At 38.0% G+C, this 16,665-nt stretch carries 15 protein-coding genes; 7 read left to right on the forward strand and 8 right to left on the reverse strand.

The window, feature by feature from the left end:
- Positions 1-36 precede the first annotated feature (36 nt).
- Positions 37-1,563, forward strand: a complete 1,527-nt coding sequence (locus tag I567_RS03470) for an AMP-binding protein (protein ID WP_016250857.1) — start codon at positions 37-39, stop codon at positions 1,561-1,563.
- A 46-nt stretch (positions 1,564-1,609) separates the two neighbouring features.
- Here I567_RS03470 and I567_RS03475 read toward each other — a convergent pair whose 3' ends face one another.
- Together I567_RS03475 and I567_RS03480 are read right to left on the reverse strand one after the other, a co-directional pair.
- The gene (locus tag I567_RS03475) at positions 1,610-2,626 is read right to left on the reverse strand and encodes a LacI family DNA-binding transcriptional regulator (protein ID WP_016250858.1); all 1,017 of its coding nucleotides are present in this window, start codon (positions 2,624-2,626) and stop codon (positions 1,610-1,612) included.
- A 159-nt stretch (positions 2,627-2,785) separates the two neighbouring features.
- Entirely contained in the window at positions 2,786-5,050 is a 2,265-nt protein-coding gene (locus I567_RS03480) for a glycoside hydrolase family 65 protein (RefSeq protein ID WP_016250859.1), read from the reverse strand.
- A gap of 236 nt (positions 5,051-5,286) precedes the next feature.
- Here I567_RS03480 and I567_RS03485 point away from each other — a divergent pair, with 236 nt between their 5' ends.
- Positions 5,287-5,934 (forward strand): HAD family hydrolase, encoded by a 648-nt coding sequence (locus tag I567_RS03485; protein ID WP_016250860.1) that lies wholly within the window; start codon positions 5,287-5,289, stop codon positions 5,932-5,934.
- Between the two features lie 43 nt (positions 5,935-5,977).
- Here I567_RS03485 and I567_RS03490 read toward each other — a convergent pair whose 3' ends face one another.
- The 6 genes from I567_RS03490 to I567_RS03515 form a co-directional block, all read right to left on the reverse strand.
- On the reverse strand, positions 5,978-6,652 hold the full coding sequence (locus I567_RS03490) for a type 1 glutamine amidotransferase (RefSeq protein WP_016250861.1): 675 nt from the start codon (positions 6,650-6,652) through the stop codon (positions 5,978-5,980).
- Positions 6,645-7,997, reverse strand: coding sequence for a Mur ligase family protein (locus I567_RS03495; protein ID WP_016250862.1), 1,353 nt, complete (start codon positions 7,995-7,997; stop codon positions 6,645-6,647). Before I567_RS03495 ends, I567_RS03490 begins: the two co-directional genes overlap by 8 nt.
- Positions 7,998-8,164: 167 nt before the next feature.
- Positions 8,165-8,848: an antiholin-like protein LrgB gene (lrgB, locus tag I567_RS03500; RefSeq protein ID WP_016250863.1), complete on the reverse strand. Its 684-nt coding sequence runs from the start codon at positions 8,846-8,848 to the stop codon at positions 8,165-8,167.
- On the reverse strand, positions 8,845-9,279 hold the full coding sequence (gene lrgA / locus I567_RS03505) for an antiholin-like murein hydrolase modulator LrgA (protein WP_016250864.1): 435 nt from the start codon (positions 9,277-9,279) through the stop codon (positions 8,845-8,847). The genes lrgB and lrgA overlap by 4 nt, the downstream gene beginning before the upstream one ends.
- Before the next feature lie 156 nt (positions 9,280-9,435).
- Positions 9,436-10,170: a LytR/AlgR family response regulator transcription factor gene (locus tag I567_RS03510; protein ID WP_016250865.1), complete on the reverse strand. Its 735-nt coding sequence runs from the start codon at positions 10,168-10,170 to the stop codon at positions 9,436-9,438.
- A gap of 20 nt (positions 10,171-10,190) precedes the next feature.
- Entirely contained in the window at positions 10,191-11,933 is a 1,743-nt protein-coding gene (locus I567_RS03515) for a sensor histidine kinase (RefSeq protein WP_016250866.1), read from the reverse strand.
- Positions 11,934-12,111: 178 nt separating this feature from the next.
- On the opposite strand from I567_RS03515, the gene lepB reads away from it, so the two are divergent.
- From lepB to I567_RS03540, 5 genes are all read left to right on the forward strand, one after another.
- Complete coding sequence (gene lepB, locus I567_RS03520; protein ID WP_016250867.1) at positions 12,112-12,687, forward strand: signal peptidase I; 576 nt, start codon at positions 12,112-12,114, stop codon at positions 12,685-12,687.
- Positions 12,688-12,865: 178 nt separating this feature from the next.
- Positions 12,866-13,459: a thymidine kinase gene (locus tag I567_RS03525; protein ID WP_016250868.1), complete on the forward strand. Its 594-nt coding sequence runs from the start codon at positions 12,866-12,868 to the stop codon at positions 13,457-13,459.
- Between the two features lie 21 nt (positions 13,460-13,480).
- Complete coding sequence (gene prfA / locus I567_RS03530) at positions 13,481-14,554, forward strand: peptide chain release factor 1 (RefSeq protein WP_016250869.1); 1,074 nt, start codon at positions 13,481-13,483, stop codon at positions 14,552-14,554.
- Positions 14,547-15,389 carry a peptide chain release factor N(5)-glutamine methyltransferase gene (prmC, locus tag I567_RS03535; RefSeq protein WP_016250870.1) on the forward strand — a complete coding sequence of 281 codons (843 nt, stop codon included), beginning with the start codon at positions 14,547-14,549 and terminating at the stop codon, positions 15,387-15,389. The genes prfA and prmC overlap by 8 nt, the downstream gene beginning before the upstream one ends.
- 94 nt (positions 15,390-15,483) lie before the next feature.
- Positions 15,484-16,494: an L-threonylcarbamoyladenylate synthase gene (locus I567_RS03540; RefSeq protein ID WP_016250871.1), complete on the forward strand. Its 1,011-nt coding sequence runs from the start codon at positions 15,484-15,486 to the stop codon at positions 16,492-16,494.
- Positions 16,495-16,665: the final 171 nt, after the last annotated feature.

Consider the following 16,665-nt stretch of genomic DNA (forward strand, 5'->3'; position numbering starts at 1 on the left):
CTTTAGAGTTCAAATTTTTTTGTTGAGGTGAAAGTAATGGATGCAACAGCGTATCAACCACTTAATTTATATACCAATTATCAACAAGCAGCACAAAATTATCCAACAACGCCTATTCTGTTGGATGAAGTATTACCGGCTTTTCCGGAACTAGGCTTAGAAACTAATTATCAAATCAGTCACGAAATCATTGTGGAACGTGCTTGTCAATTAGCAACTTTGGGAATTAAGGCACGCGATAAGGTGATTATGTACAAGAGTCCCAAATTCGATACTTATTTATTAGCGGTGGCTGCGTCTTATCTAGGTGCGGTTCCGGTGATGATTTCTTATCATTTTCCAACTGAAACCATGGAAGTATTCGTGGATCGTTTAGAAAAGCCATTTATTATTTATGATGACGAAACCAAAGAACGCGTACTTGCCATTAAGAATTTAGGCGATGAACGTAAAATCGAAGTGGCCCAACTTTTAGCTAGCGATACAACTCCTGTGGAACAAGTTAGCCTAGATCCTGATGAAATTGCTTATATGACGCATACTTCAGGAACGACTGGGATTCCAAAATTAATTTGTCATTCTTATCATTCGATGGGTTGGCGTACGGTTTGGCAAAGAACGGTCTTTACGAAGATTGCAGAGAAAAAATTGGTGGCTTTTCATATTTCTCCTGTTCATTCACGGTTTAATATTGGTGTGTCTTCATTGATGGCGATGGCTTTTCCAATGATGCCACTAGCTACATCGGATGGTGAGAAAGTAGCTCATCTTTTGGCTAAATATCAGCCAATCGCGCTAGAAACCCATCCAAATAATTTTGTGCAATGGAGTTTTACCGCTGCGAAACAACCAGAAAGTTTTGCTAGTATTCGTTATTATCATTCGACTTTTGATGCTATTAACAATAAGACCATGCATACTTTCTTAAAAGCGAGTGAAAAGCAAGATCCAATCTTCTTACAAGTCTATGGTCAAAGTGAATGTGGACCAATGATTCTAAAAGCGCATACACTTGCGACCTTACCAACGGATAATGCCCGTGACATGGGGGTAGGTTTAGGTGAGTTAACCAAAGCGCGCATTGCAGATGAAAAAGGCAATGTGCTACCAGCGAATCAAGATGGTCATATTCATTTCTTATCAAAAGGTCGTGCTTTGACTTATTATAAAGAAGATCAACGCTTTAAAGATAATGTTTACGGTGCTTGGTGGGATTCTGGTGATTATGGTTGCATGAATGAACAAGGCCATTTATATCTGAAAGATCGTCAAGTAGATTTAATCGAAAATATTGATAGTAACTTAGCTTTAGAAGACTTCTTATTAGACCATTTAGATTTCTTATCAGAAGTCGTGATGGTGCGCGATAAAGAAGGACATGCCCAACCAGTGATTGCCTTAGCGCCAGATTGCGAAATGGACTGGGATGCTTGGTGGCAACAAGTAGAAGATCTACCTCATCTAAATGCGCCAATTATTCGCGATTTTGATGATATTCCACGAACAGCTACGATGAAAGTCCGTCGTTTGTATATTGAAGAATTACTAAAAAATGAAGGATAATCAAAATCCCCCAGATAGAGCATTCCGCTGTTATCTGGGGATTTTTTTACTTTTGTTCGAAATCAATGACGGTTTCGCGTTTGATCAATTTATGAGGGACTACCATCCGACCGCTTGTTTGTTGATTATCATTGAGCTTATGTATCAAACTTTGAGTCGCCATCTTACCCAATTCAGCAACATCGACGTCGATACTCGTTAAATACGGATGAACGAGAGTCGCAAAAATCGAGTTGTTAAAACTGATAATGGATAAGTCATCGGGTACTTGATATTTATAGAGATTTAACAATTGGATAATACGCATCGCAAATAAATCATCAATGACCACTAAGGCTGTTGGTTTTTCGATTTTCAAAAGTTCTTCAAAATTGACATAGTCTTCTGGATGTTGAAAAGTCACAGCCGGTTTGACTTCAAGATTGGCTAACATCATCGCTTTTTGATAACCAAAGTAACGTTCAAAATAAACGTTTTCTTGTGTCGTATTTGTGACAAAAAGAATTTTTTGATGATGATGGTTAATCAGGTATTCAGTTGCTTGTTTGCCTAATAGCTGGTTATCATTGTCGACATAGGTAATTTTTTGCTCATGGTTATAAGGTTGTCCAATTAAAGTAAATGGTACTTCTTCATCCATCAAATAGCGAATAATCGGGTCATGATTATCTGAATAAGTCAAGATAAACCCATCCACTTGTTTTTGGCGATGCATTTGTTTGACATTTTCTAATAAAGAATCAAAATTTAAGGCCGTTGCAATTGCCACAGTCATACCAGATTGACGAGCTTCTTCATTGATTGTTTCAATTGTTTCTAAATAAAAAGGGTTGCCTAAGCGTTCCTTGGAGTCTAGTGGAGGCAAGATAATTCCAATAGCATTGGAGACTTGTTTACCAAGATTGCGCGCGGTTAAATTAGGAATATACCCCATATCATCCATAATGGCGCGGACTCGTTTTTTTGTTTCTTCCGAGATACTGGGATGATTATTAATCACACGAGAAACGGTCGAAGTTGCCACACCTGCTCTTTTCGCCACATCTTTTACTGTAATACTCATTATTTTCCTCCCAATTAAAAGTAACCGTAACCATAGTATCAGAAAATATTCTCTTTTGCTAGTGAAAGAATACATTTGTACGCAACATTTGCATAAAAATAAGAAAAGACGGTGCCCCAGAGAAGGTGCATCCGTCTTAGTGTCTGGTTGCAATTGATTTTAGTTTAACGCAACAGTAATTTTATCGGTTAATTCATAATCTTTATCATAAAGTTTTAGACTTAAAGCATCGCCACTTAATTTTTCAACAGTAACTGCTTCTTTATCGACATTAATCGCTAATAAACGTCCACGATAGTTAATGTGGAAGGCATAGTTGCTCCATGATTGTGGCACAAATGGGGCAAAGCTTAATGTTTCGTTGGCTGTCTTCATTTGAGCAAATCCTTGAACGATACCTAACCAGCTACCAGTCATAGAAGTAATGTGTAAGCCATCTTCAGTATCATTGTTGTAGTTATCCAAATCTAGACGAGCTGTACGTTCATACATTTCGACTGCTTTTTCTTCCATGCCTAGTTCAGCAGCTAAGATTGCGTGAATACATGCTGAAAGAGAAGATTCATGGACAGTCATTGGTTCATAGAAGTTAAAGTTGTTGCGTTTTTGTTCTAAAGTAAATTGATCCTCAAAGAAGTAAATTCCTTGTAAAACGTCGGCTTGTTTAATGAAGCAAGAACGTAAAATCTTATCCCATGACCAATTTTGGTTCAATGGTAAGTCTGATTTGTCTAAGCTAGAAACTGGACGTAAATCTTTATCTAAGAAAGTATCATGTTGAACAAAGACATCTAATTCTTCATCGTAAGGGAAATACATTTTTTCGATGATATCTTCCCATTTCGCTTGTTCTTCAGTAGTAATTTCTAAGATAGCTTGGTCTTGGAAACGACGATAACTTTCTAATGTATATTTTAGAACCCAACGTGCGATGTAGTTGGTATACCAGTTGTTGTTAATATTGTTTTCGTATTCGTTTGGACCAGTAACACCGTGAATCATGTACTTATCATTGCGTTTAGAATAATGCACACGGTCAGCCCAGAAGCGTGCAATTCCTGTTAATACTTCTAAACCTTCTTTAGCAAGATAAGTTGTGTCGCCAGTATAGTTCGTATAGTTGTAAATCGCATAAGCAATCGCGCCATTACGGTGGATTTCTTCAAATGTGATTTCCCACTCATTATGACATTCTACCCCTGTGAAGGTAACCATTGGATAAAGAGCACCAGCTAAACCTTGTTGACGTGCATTATGATAAGCTTGTGGTAATTGATTATGACGATATTTCAATAAGCTACGAGTCACGCTTGGATCAGCTAAAGATAAGTATAATGGTACGGCATAAGCTTCTGTATCCCAGTAAGTTGCACCACCATATTTTTCACCAGTAAAGCCTTTAGGACCAATATTTAAGCGTTCATCTTCACCGTAGTAGGTAGAGAATAATTGGAATAAGTTAAAGCGAATACCTTGTTGAGCGGCATCATCGCCATTAATCACGACATCGGCTAATTCCCAACGTTTTTGCCATGCTTGAGCTTGTTCTGCTTTCAAGGCTTCATAGTCATTACCAAAAGCAGCATATAATTCAGCAACCTTAGCTAATTGTTCGTCTTCTTCAACATCACGACTGGTTACGATAACTACCTCTTTTTCAAAAGTAAAGCTTTCTCCTTGTTTTTTGTTAAAGACAAATTGATTGCTGATCATTAAAGGTGCTTCTAAGCTTGCTTCACTTTCAAAGTTGTGTTTCATTGCAGAAGTGACAGTGAATTGTGGGACACCAAATGGATTAGCGATCGTGCGGGCAGTGACATAACTAAAGCCATCTGTTTCTCCTTGTGCAACTTCTTCCCAGAAATGTTCATCATAGTTACTGTCTTCATTGGTTACATTATTGTCCAAGCTAGAATTAATTTGAATGGTTGCTTCTCCTTCAAGTACAGTTGCTGTTAGACGGATAAAAGCTAATTCTTTTTTCACGATACTTAAGAAACGCTCAAATTCAAAACGAACTTTACAATCGTCAAAAGCTACGACGAATGAGCGAGAAAGTAGGCCGTTTTGCATGTCTAATTCCATTTTGAAGTCTTGCGGATCAAGTTGAGCTAAATCTAATACTTGACCATTAACTAAGATTTCAAGGCTTAAGAAGTTCACTGCATTAATGACTTTCCCGAAATATTCAGGATAACCATTTTTCCACCAACCTACACGAGTTTTATCCGGAAACCAAATCCCAGCAATATAAGTTCCTTGATGGTGGTCTGCGCTATAAGTTTCTTCAAAGTTTCCGCGCATCCCCATGTAGCCATTACCGATACTAGTTAGCGATTCTTGTAGTCGGCGATTTTCTTTATCTAATTTTGTTGTGCGAATTTTCCAGGGATCAATTTCAAATAATCGTTTAATTTGTTTCATGATATACTCCTCCGTTTATTAAGTCACTTATATTTTAAACGCAAACGGTTGCGCAAGTCAAGTTGAAAATGCAAAAAAATGAAAAAAATATTTTTGAGGTAAATATCAAGGATTGACAATGCTTAAATTGGTAATTAATTGTTTGGAAATCGGTTGCGTTTTCAAGCTTGATTGTTTTGCAAAAGTTGTTTGTGATAGACTAAGTATGTAGATGAGTGGAGGAAGGAAGCGAGAATATGCAAACAGTGATTTTTGATATGGATGGGGTATTGGTGGACTCTGAATATACTTTTTTTAAGAGTAAGTCTGATATGTTAGCTCAGGCGGGTCATCCGGTAGAAACGAGTTATCATTACCAGTTTATGGGCACGACTTTTACTTTTATGTGGGAAGAAATGAAAAAAGAATTTGACCTACCAAAATCAGTGGATGAATATATTCAAGAGATGAATCAACGCCGCAAAGCTATTTTTCAAGAAACTGGGGTCAAACCAATCAAAGGAGCAGTGGCATTAGTCAAGGCGTTGCATCAGGCAGGGTTTAAGTTGGCAGTGGCATCAGCATCACCGAGAAATGAGATTAAACAATATCTTACTGAACTAGGGATTATCGATTGTTTTAGTGCCTATGTGAGCGCTGATGAAGTCGAACATGGTAAGCCTGCTCCGGATGTCTTTTTAGAAGCGGCTAAACGTATTGCGCGCAATCCTAGTGAGTGTATTGTTTTTGAAGATACGAAAAATGGCAGTCGCGCAGCTAAAAATGCTGGGATGTATACGATTGGTTTTGCAAATCCCGAATATCCCAAGCAGGATTTATCAGCCGCCGATAAGATAGTGACAGATTATCAACAAGTGGATATTCAACGTTTATTAGCATTGTAAAAAAACTCGTACAACCAGTCTGACTGGGCGTACGAGTTTTTTGTTATTCAAATTGTTCATTCGGATATTTTTTCTTTAGTGCGGTTAATATTAAGCGTTTGGCTAGGATTTCATTTCTAGCTAGGATAGGACCGTGGAAGTAGCTCCCAAAGACGTTTTTGTAAATCACACCTTCTGTTTGGTCTTGTCCATTATTGCCTTTTCCTTGGATGACTTTGCCCAGAGGTTTTTCGCCTTTTCCTAGGAAGGTCATACCATTGTGATTTTCAAAGCCATAATAAGTTTCATCAAATTCCTCATTATAAATCTCGGTATCGCCAATGAAACGATTATTTTCCTGGCTTAATGTATAGTGATCGAGTGCACCAATACCTTTAATTTGTTCGCCATGAGCACCGATATAGTAATGTCCAAGTAATTGATACCCACCACAAATGGCTAACATGACCCCATCATTTTCAATATAGCGAGTGAGTTCTTCCTTTTTCGTAGGTAAGTCTTCAGCCACGATGACTTGCTCAAAATCTTGCCCACCCCCAAAGAAAATTAAATCAAAATCATCGGCCTTAAATTTTTGATGGATACTGACAATTTCTGTTGTTAAGGTAATGCCCATTTTTTTGGCGACATATTGAAGCATTAATAAATTTCCGTTATCGCCATACGTATTGAGGAGGTTTCCGTATAAATGGCAAAGGTGTAATTCATAATTAGCCACGATCCATTCCTCCTTTAATGTAGCCTTTTTCAGCTAATTTTTTGCGTAGTTGTAACACGGCGGTATAAGTTGCTAAGATATAGACATTTTCCGTTGGTAAAGTTGCAATTTGTTCAATGACTTCATCTAGTTCGCGGACTTCAGTCAGTTTATCTTCTTCAATACCGGCAACCTTTAAGCGTAGGGCCATATCTTTATGTCGTTCGCCACCAGCAATCACTTGAGGAATCGCCATGTCGGCAAAGGCTTCATGATTGCCATCCCAAATCCAGCTGACGTCAATCCCATCGGCATAGTTCGCATTTAATAGACAAACTAAAGAGAAAGGACGAGGAGCAAGGCCAATCATATCGATGACTTGGTTTAGCCCAACTGGATTTTTTACTAAAACTAGGGTGCATTTTTTATCTTTAATTTGGATGACTTCTTGACGACCAAAGACTTTTTCATCATAAGCTAGGCCTTTGCGGATTTTTTCAGGACTAACATGATAATATTCAGCCACCGCACAAGCAGCTAAAGCATTATAAATATTATACATTCCGCCCACTTCAATGCCGTATTCTTCCCCGTCAATCACAAATTTGGCATGCGTATTACTCATTTCTTTCAAATCGGTTAATTGATAGGTTAATGCTGGACGTTTGAAATCACAGTTTGGACAGTAATATTTTCCAAGATTGGCATAGGTATTCAGCTTGTAGTGCAAAATATGATGACAATGTGGACAAAGCACGCCATCCGTATTGTAATGGGCCATTTGTTCCTGATCTTCTTGATGATTAAAGCCATAATAGATTCTAGGATTTACCGTGTCAATCGAGTTAAAAATAGGCGAATCTCCATTGGCTAAAATGGTCGCTTGTGGAGATTTTGCGGCACCTTCGACAATTAAACGATAAGTAGTATAGATTTCGCCGTAACGGTCCATTTGATCGCGAAAAATATTCGTAAAGACAAAGAGTTCAGGCTTAATATATTCAGTAACTTTACTTAAAGAAGCTTCGTCAATTTCTAGAACGGCAAATTTTTTCTCCCCTTTTTTCACTTTAGCAGATAAAAAAGTAGAGACGATTCCTTGGACCATATTTGCGCCTGTTGGATTGGTTAGAACATGGTCAAATTCTTGTTTTAATATATTTACAGTTAAAGCCGTTGTTAACGTTTTGCCATTGGTACCAGTAACGACAACGACTTGATAATCTTTAGCTAAGTGATCTAATATTTGTGGGTCAATCTTTAAGGCTAACTTCCCTGGTAAGCTTGAACCACCTTTCATAAATGTCTTTAAAAACCATAAAGAACTTTTACCGACAGCTGTGGCCAAAAGACTCTTGATACTCATAAATCTTCCTCCAATTATTCAATTAACAGAACTATCATACCATAGAATGTCCCAAAAAGATAATGCGCATGAAGGAATAAGCAAGATTTTATAAAAAATAAAAAAACTTTGCCTTACTGACTTGTACATCAACAAATCAAATAAGACAAAGGAGAGGGAATACGTCATTAAATTCCGATAAATGGGGCAAAGATAGGTACGACAACCACCGTCACTAAGCCGACGATAACTACGGCGATACTTGCCATGGCTGTTTCGGTTTCGCCTAATTCCATACTTACAGCCACTCCTAGTGCGTGACCAGCCGCGCCTAATGATAGACCTTGAGCGATTTCGTCTTTGATTCTAAAATAACGTAGCGCCATTTTACCTAAAGCATAGGTCAACACCCCATTAAAGATAACCGTAAAGGCTGTAATGGAAGCCACACCGCCAATAGATTCACTAATAGGTACCGCGATGGCTGTTGTTGCGGCTTGTGGCAAAATAGAGGCAATGATAGCTGGATGCATATGGATGAGTTTGCCTACTACAATTACACTGAATAAGGAACCAATCGAACCAATCGTTAAGGCTAAGACGATTTCAAACCAATATTTTTTTAAGACATCGCGTTTTTTATATAAAGGAATCGCAAAAGCAACGGTGGCTGGTTCTAGGAAAAAGCTAATGTATTTGCCGCCTTCGTTGTATTGTTCATAACTAATACCTGTGACTTTTAAGACAATCACACCCAAAACCATTGCGACAAATAAAGGCGTAAATAAGAAGAAGTTTTTACTTTTCTTGAATAAAAAGACACCAATTTCAAATACAACTAATGAAATAATGATTCCAATATAAGCGTTCATAATCTAACATCTCCTTTGTTGGCTTGGGTTTGTTTGAATGGGATAAGGTCGGATAGTTGGAATTTTTTGGCTTGGCGTAATTTTAAGAGTAATGCACCAGACCAACCCGTAACGAATAATAAAGCTAAGGTAGCTACGAGAAGCACGAATACAATTTGTAATCCATAGCTTGCCATTAAATCTAAGGAATTCACAAGTGAGATGCCAGATGGGACGAATAAAAAGGTAATGACTTTAGATAAACTATTACTTAAACCTTCTACTTGTTCGAGTTTGACCACACCGGTACATAAGGAGATAAATAATAAAATCATGCCCACCACCGATGAAGGAACGGGGATAGGAAGTAGGTTGGCCACAAATTTCGAAATTAAAATAATGATAGCAAAAATGACCGCTTGTTGACAAAATGAGTATTCAGATTTTTTCATGTTTAAGCACTTCCTTAACGTTTTCTTGATTAAAGTATAGCGCTTTCTAAAATAAATAAAGCGTTTTTACCATTAAATGAATCAAACGGTGCGCGAAATGCAAAATAAGACACCTCAAATGCCCAATTACACTTGAGATGCCTAAAAGACAATGCTTTAAATGCCAAATATTTCTTTAAATTCTTTCAGATAAGAGCGGCTAACGGGTACTTTTTGCCCATTAGTTAGGATAACTTGCAGAGTGTGGTTGAACCAAGGTTGGATTTCTTGGACTTTTTTACGATTAATTAAATAGCTGCGATGGGTTTTAATAAATATGCTTTTTGGTAGTTTTTGTTCCATTTGATTCAGGCTACCCGGCATTTGATACGTTTGGTCTTTGGTATTGATACTTAAGGTTTTTTCTTCCACCCAGACGCAGTAAATATCTTTCGGCGCTACCATGTAAATCCGGTCTTCTCCTTGAATCGCAAAGGCATCAAAATCTTCTTTTTCATTTACTGAGACAGGTTGGCTAGTAGGTTGGGATGCTGGATTTGCTTGACTGGCTTTGTGGATGACTTGCTGGATTTGTTCGGCATCAAAAGGTTTTAAGATATAGTCTTTGGCATTGACTTGAAAAGCTTTGAGCGCATATTGATCATAAGCTGTAGCAAAGACAAGGTAGGGTGGATTTTGGACTTTGAGCAATTTTTCCGCTAAGTCAAAGCCACTTTCTCCGGTTAAATGAATATCTAAAAAGAGTAAGTCCGTTTTTTGGTCGATTAGTTGGGCGATGGCTTGCTCGACACTATCTGCCTGCGCGATGGAGGTGACTTGCGGGTGCTGCTTGACAAGATAAGCGAGTTCTTGTCTAGCTAATGGTTCATCATCAACGATTAATACGTGCATAAAATCTATCCTTTCAATGTTTACTTGCGTTGAGGGATGGTCAGCGCGACATGGCTACCACCTTCAGGATTATTTTCAATGAGGAAATTTCCTTGATTATCATAAAGGGTTTGGATACGTCGGGCGAGATTTTCCAGTGCAGTGCCTGTTCCTTTTTCTGATTCTACCGTTTGTTTCCCTAATAAGGCGAGACGTTTTTCTGGAATTCCTTCGCCATTATCAAAGACATCAATGTGCAAGGCTTGGTCATCTTTTTGGATTTGTACATAGACTTGATTATTGTCTTTGCGGTTTTTAAAGCCATGTTTAATCGTATTTTCGACTAACACTTGAATGGCATAAGGTGGGATTAAACATTCGAAACAATCTTCTTCGACATCAAAGACAATATGATATCGCTCAGGGAATCGTGCTTGCTCTAAGGCCAGATACGCTTTGACTTGCTCTAATTCTTGTTGGACTTGAATCGTTGTCGATATGGCCCCTTGTAAATTGCCACGAAAATACTTGCTGAGTTGTAGCAATAGTTCGCGGGCTTTGGTGCTATCGATACGCATCAAGGCAGAAATGGTATTGATGGCATTAAAGAAAAAGTGAGGATTGACTTGAGCTTGTAAGGATTTGATTTCGGCTTCTTTTAAGAGTTTCGACTGCACTTCTGCTTCTCCAAGTTCGATTTGACTGGAGAAAATCAAGGCTAGTCCTTCTGCTAATTGCTCTTCCACATGGGTCAAGTCATCAGGATTATCAAAATACATTTTCAGCGTGCCAACAATTTGATTTTTTGAAAATAAAGGAATGACTATGGCAGCTTGTAAGGGACAGTCAGGATGCGAGCACCCAACTTCAGCCTTACTTCTAGCAATCGTCATTTCGCCAGTTTTTAAGACTCGTTTGGACAGCTCGGTAATGACTTCTAGTTCGGGAATATGATGGTCATCCCCTTTGCCGACATGAGCCAATATTTGATGCGTATCGGTAATACTAATGGCACTAACCTTCGTATAATGCTGGATAATACTCGCAACTTTGCGCGCTGAATCCTTATGTAGCCCTTCACGAAAATACGGCAAAGTTTGGGCAGCAAGATCGAGCACTTCATGGGTTTGGACGGCCTTGGCTTGTTCTTCTTGGTTGAAGGTAATGGTTAAAATCGACATGAAGATAAAGGTCCCCACGCTGTTAAGTAAAATCATAGGAAAAGCAATAAAACGAATCAAATTTAAGCCACTTGTAAAGCTAGGACTAAAAAATAAAATAAAGCCCATTTGGACACATTCCATTAAAGCAGCAATCAAGGTAGCCTCCATTGTCGAAATAAAGGCGTGGCGATGCATTTTACGTTGTCCGAGCCAACCAGCGATAAAACCAATCAGTATTGAAGAAGGCACATAGAAAAAATCATTCATTGTTCCTTGCCATAAACGATGGATTCCTGCAATGAATCCGACTGCAGTCCCAACAACTGGACCACCTACTAGACCAGATACAGTAATGACTAAAGTTCTAGTATTGGCGATAGCTGCTTGGGTCGAAATTGTTGGTAAAAAGTTCGCTGGCAGAATCGTATTTTTGGTGATTTCTATCCCGGTTAGATTGGCAATGATAACGAATATCCCAAAAATAACCATTAAAATAATTTTAGCTTGCAATTTTTGACGATTCAAGAGAACTTGTTTGAAGTAAGGAATATTTACTAGTAAAAAAGCCATTAAAATGATTAAACCGACACGTTCCATCATTAAGATTAACAACTCAAACATAAAATCACTTCCATTTTTTTCTTATAACTCATGGTAAAAGTTTTTAAGACATTTGTCTAGTCAGATAGCGGACGGCGATTTTTAAAATTTTTCCCATTTTTTTATATTTTGCTTTATTCTCCTTGTTTTTTTGTTAAAATGAAAGTAATTATGTGGAATTAAATGAGGTGGAGAGTTCTTGAAGAAGTTTTTACACGAGTGGGGCTCGCTTATTTTTATCGTATTAGTGATTTTGGCCATTCGTCTTTTTGTATTTAAGCCTGTAACTGTAAAAGGCCATTCGATGGATCCGACTTTAGCAGATGGTCAAAAGTTAATTGTAAGTAAAGTATTTCAACCAGAACGATTTGATATCATTACGACAGTCGAGCCCAATGATCAAAGTAAAGTAGCTGTTAAGCGTTTGATTGGGTTACCGGGAGATACGATTGAATATAAAAATGATCAATTATTGATTAACGGCAAAGCTTATAATGAACCTTACCTTAAAGATTTTAAAGCGAAATTTGCCAAAGATCGTTTGCAAGAAGAGTATCGCTATTCGACTCAATACCAACAAACAGCAGAGGTAGTTAGTAATTTCACACCGGATTTTTCTGTAAAAGTCCCAACAGGTAAGTATTTTGTGATGGGAGATAATCGTTTGGTGTCTATGGATAGTCGAGAATTTGGTTTTATCACTAAGAAATTAATGCGTGGTGAAGTGGTCTTACGTTACTTCCCATTTGATGAGATTTCAACTTTCAAAAACTAAATATTTCCAACAGATATCTAATACCAATGAGTCAATCAAAAGGTATTAGATATTTTTTATGGTGAAGATAAGCGATTGTAGCCTAAATGGCACTTTTCCGACTTTCCTAGTTAGATTAGGTTGCATGAAAGCTAGTGTATCAAGTATAATACTAAAGGAATGTTTGAGGAGTGAAAAAATGGCCCAATTATTTTTTAAATATGGTGCGATGAATAGTGGAAAATCCATCGAAATTTTAAAAGTCGCGCATAACTATGAAGAGCAGAATAAGCCAGTCGTACTTATGACTAGTGGTCTAGATACGCGTTCTGGTGTTGGTAATGTTGCTAGTCGGATTGGTTTAGAGCGTACAGCCATTCCAATTTTTGATGAGACGGATGTATATGAAACGATTGCCAATTTAGAACAAAAGCCTTATTGTGTATTGATTGATGAAGCGCAATTTTTGAAAAAACATCATGTATTGGCTTTTACGCGCGTGGTCGATGAGTTAAATATCCCTGTGATGGCCTTTGGTTTGAAAAATGATTTTCGCAATGAATTATTCGAAGGTTCACAGTATTTATTGCTTTATGCCGATAAGATAGAAGAAATGAAGACGATTTGTTGGTTCTGTCATAAAAAGGCAACGATGAATTTACACTATATTGATGGAAAACCTGTCTATGAAGGTGACCAAGTACAAATTGGAGGCAATGAAGCGTATTATCCAGTTTGTCGCCATCATTACTTCCATCCTGAAATGAATGAAAAAACGAACGACGAAAAATAAAAATGAATAAAGGAGAATACAATGTACGATCAATTACAAGCAATTGAAGACCGTTATGAAGAATTAGGCGAATTATTAAGTGATCCTGAAGTCATTGCGGATACTAAGCGTTTTATGGCTTTGTCAAAAGAAGAAGCGAATACGCGAGAAACCGTGGAAACTTACCGCCGTTATAAACAAGTCGTGCAAGGAATAAGTGATGCGGAAGAAATGCTAGCAGAAAACTTAGATCCTGAAATGACGGAATTAGCTAAAGAAGAATTAGCTGATTTGAAGAAAGAAAAAGAAGAACTAGAAGAAAAAATCAAAATCTTATTATTACCAAAAGATCCAAACGATGATAAAAACATTATTATGGAAATCCGTGGTGCTGCTGGTGGAGATGAAGCAGCTTTATTTGCGGGTGATTTATTTAATATGTACCAACGCTATGCTGAATCTCAAGGTTGGAAAGTCGAAGTGATGGATGCGAATATCACAGGTATCGGTGGGTATAAAGAAGTGATTATGATGATTACTGGTGATAATGTCTTCTCCAAATTAAAATACGAATCAGGCGCTCACCGTGTCCAACGCGTGCCATCTACAGAATCTCAAGGTCGTATTCACACTTCTACTGCAACGGTTGTCGTGATGCCAGAAGCTGAAGAAGTCGAAATTGAAATTGAAGACAAAGATATTCGTACGGACATTTATCATGCATCAGGTGCCGGTGGTCAGCACGTCAACAAGACTGCCTCTGCGGTACGTTTGACTCACATCCCAACTGGAATCGTGGTTGCCATGCAAGATGAACGTTCACAGCTAAAAAACCGTGAAAAAGCGATGAAAGTATTACGTGCACGTGTCTATGACCAAATGCAACAAGAAGCTCGTAGTGAATATGATGCGAACCGTAAATCAGCTGTCGGTACAGGAGATCGTTCTGAACGCATCCGTACGTATAACTTCCCACAAAATCGTGTCACAGATCATCGCATTGGTTTAACGATTCAAAAATTAGACCAAATTTTATCTGGTAAACTAGATGAAGTCATTGATGCATTAATCGTCTATGATCAAACTTCAAAATTAGAAGAGTTGCAAAATGGGTAAAAATAGTTATCGAGAAGTCCTAGCTAGGGCTTCTTCGTTTTTAGAGCAAAATCAATTAGAAGGTCATATGATTGAATATGTCTTCTTACAACGCAAACACTGGAATAAAACCGATTATCTTTTGCATATGCATGAGACAATAACTGCAGAAGATCAAAAGCAAATTGATGAGGATATGGCCAAGCTATTAGCCCACTATCCACCGCAATATTTAATTGGTAGTGAAGCATTTTTGGATTATCGCTTTAAAGTGACTCCGGATACCTTGATTCCGCGTCCTGAAACCGAAGAATTAGTAGAGAAATGCTTAAAGTTAACGCAAAAGCAAGCACATCAAGCTTTGAAAGTCGTTGATGTAGGAACGGGAACAGGTGCGATTGCGATTAGCTTAAAAGATAAACGGCCCACTTGGCAGGTGTGCGCAGTGGATTTATCTTCGGCTGCATTAGAAGTTGCGCAAGAAAACGCCCAACAAATTGGTGTGGCACTTGAGTTTGTTTTAAGTGATTGCTTAGATGAAGTAGCAGGCACGATTGATGTTTTAATTTCCAACCCGCCTTATATAAGCCAAGATGAATATGAATTAATGGATGTCAGTGTCCGCGAGTTTGAACCAAAAATGGCCTTATTTGCGGAAAATAATGGCCTTGCGATTTATCAAAAACTTGCCAAACAAGCACAAAGTAAGTTAGCTAAGGATGGCAAGATATTTTTAGAAATTGGTTTTATGCAAGGTCCTGCTGTGAAAGAACTATTTCAAGCAGCCTTTCCAAAAAAGCAAGTTTCGATTCATCAAGATTTATTTGGTAATGACCGAATGATTGTGGTGGAATAGTGGATAAGTGGATATCTTTTCCACAAGTTGGGGATAATTAAGTAAGAAATGTGTATAAATCAAGAAATGTATGAAAAAAGGATGTGGATAAGTTGTGGATACAATCATATATAAACAGGATTTAGCGACACCGGCACAGTTATTAAAATCAGGTCAAGTCGTGGCTTTTCCTACTGAGACAGTGTATGGCTTAGGTGCCAATGCTTTGGATAAAGAAGCGGTTAAACAAGTTTTTGCAGTAAAAGGCCGCCCGAGTGATAATCCGCTGATTGTCCATGTAGAAAGTTTTGAACAAGCAAAAAAATATATTCAAACGATACATCCTTTGGCAGAAAAAATCGTCCAACAGTTTTGGCCAGGACCTTTAACGTTAATTTTTGAAATTATTCCGGGCTCTTTGCCACAAGAAGTAACAGGTGGCTTGACGACCGCCGCTTTTCGGATGCCAAATGCAAAATTGACTTTAGATTTGATCCATCAAGCTGGGGTGCCGTTAGTTGGACCAAGTGCCAATACTTCAGGAAAGCCTAGTCCTACTTGCGCTGGTCATGTCTATCATGATTTGCAAGGAAAAATTGCTGGCATTGTGGATGGGGGCAATTGTCAGGTTGGGGTAGAGTCTACAGTCCTAGATTTGAGTAATCCTGAAGCAGCACCAATGATTTTAAGACCAGGTGCCATCACGAGGGAAATGTTAGCAGATTTTCTAGATATGGAGATTCTTTTGGACAAACATTTAGTCAAAGAAAGTGAAACCCCAAAATCACCTGGAATGAAATACAAACATTATTCACCAAATACACCAGTGATGATGGTTCAACCAGAAAATCTTGCCAAAGCTGTCGCCGATTTGAAAGCGCAGGGTAAGAAATTAGGTTTATTGGCTAGTCCGAAGCAATTAGTAGGCCTAAACACTGAGTTGGTTTTAGCTTATGAAGATGAATCGGTTGAAGCTGCGACGAAGGGTTTGTTTGCAGGTTTGCGTGCCTTAGATGAACAGGACTTAGATTTGATTTTAGTCACTACGACTGCGGAAACTGGGTTAGGTCAGGCCTATATGAATCGACTAAAAAAAGCCGCTGCACAAAAAATATATGAAGTATAGAATCTTAAGTATAGTTTTTAAAACATTGTCTATCTACCAATAATGGATAGTCAATGTTTTTTAGTTTAAAGAATTTTGAAATATTGTGATTAGCTTTGAATGAACAGGAATCAATCTGGAAAAGAAAATGCAGGCCAATCATTTTGCTTATGATAAAATAATCCGTATACT

The organism is Enterococcus cecorum DSM 20682 = ATCC 43198, assembly GCF_000407565.1.
GTDB lineage: Bacteria > Bacillota > Bacilli > Lactobacillales > Enterococcaceae > Enterococcus_E > Enterococcus_E cecorum.

Bases quoted from the DNA above. Each gene is read 5' to 3' on its own strand.
- I567_RS03470 (WP_016250857.1), top strand. From the start codon at position 37: ATGGATGCAACAGCGTATCAACCACTTAATTTATATACCAATTATCAA.
- I567_RS03475 (WP_016250858.1), bottom strand. From the start codon at position 2,626: ATGAGTATTACAGTAAAAGATGTGGCGAAAAGAGCAGGTGTGGCAACT.
- I567_RS03480 (WP_016250859.1), bottom strand. From the start codon at position 5,050: ATGAAACAAATTAAACGATTATTTGAAATTGATCCCTGGAAAATTCGC.
- I567_RS03485 (WP_016250860.1), top strand. From the start codon at position 5,287: ATGCAAACAGTGATTTTTGATATGGATGGGGTATTGGTGGACTCTGAA.
- I567_RS03495 (WP_016250862.1), bottom strand. From the start codon at position 7,997: ATGAGTATCAAGAGTCTTTTGGCCACAGCTGTCGGTAAAAGTTCTTTA.
- lrgB (WP_016250863.1), bottom strand. From the start codon at position 8,848: ATGAACGCTTATATTGGAATCATTATTTCATTAGTTGTATTTGAAATT.
- lrgA (WP_016250864.1), bottom strand. From the start codon at position 9,279: ATGAAAAAATCTGAATACTCATTTTGTCAACAAGCGGTCATTTTTGCT.
- I567_RS03510 (WP_016250865.1), bottom strand. From the start codon at position 10,170: ATGCACGTATTAATCGTTGATGATGAACCATTAGCTAGACAAGAACTC.
- I567_RS03515 (WP_016250866.1), bottom strand. From the start codon at position 11,933: ATGTTTGAGTTGTTAATCTTAATGATGGAACGTGTCGGTTTAATCATT.
- I567_RS03525 (WP_016250868.1), top strand. From the start codon at position 12,866: ATGGCCCAATTATTTTTTAAATATGGTGCGATGAATAGTGGAAAATCC.
- prfA (WP_016250869.1), top strand. From the start codon at position 13,481: ATGTACGATCAATTACAAGCAATTGAAGACCGTTATGAAGAATTAGGC.
- prmC (WP_016250870.1), top strand. From the start codon at position 14,547: ATGGGTAAAAATAGTTATCGAGAAGTCCTAGCTAGGGCTTCTTCGTTT.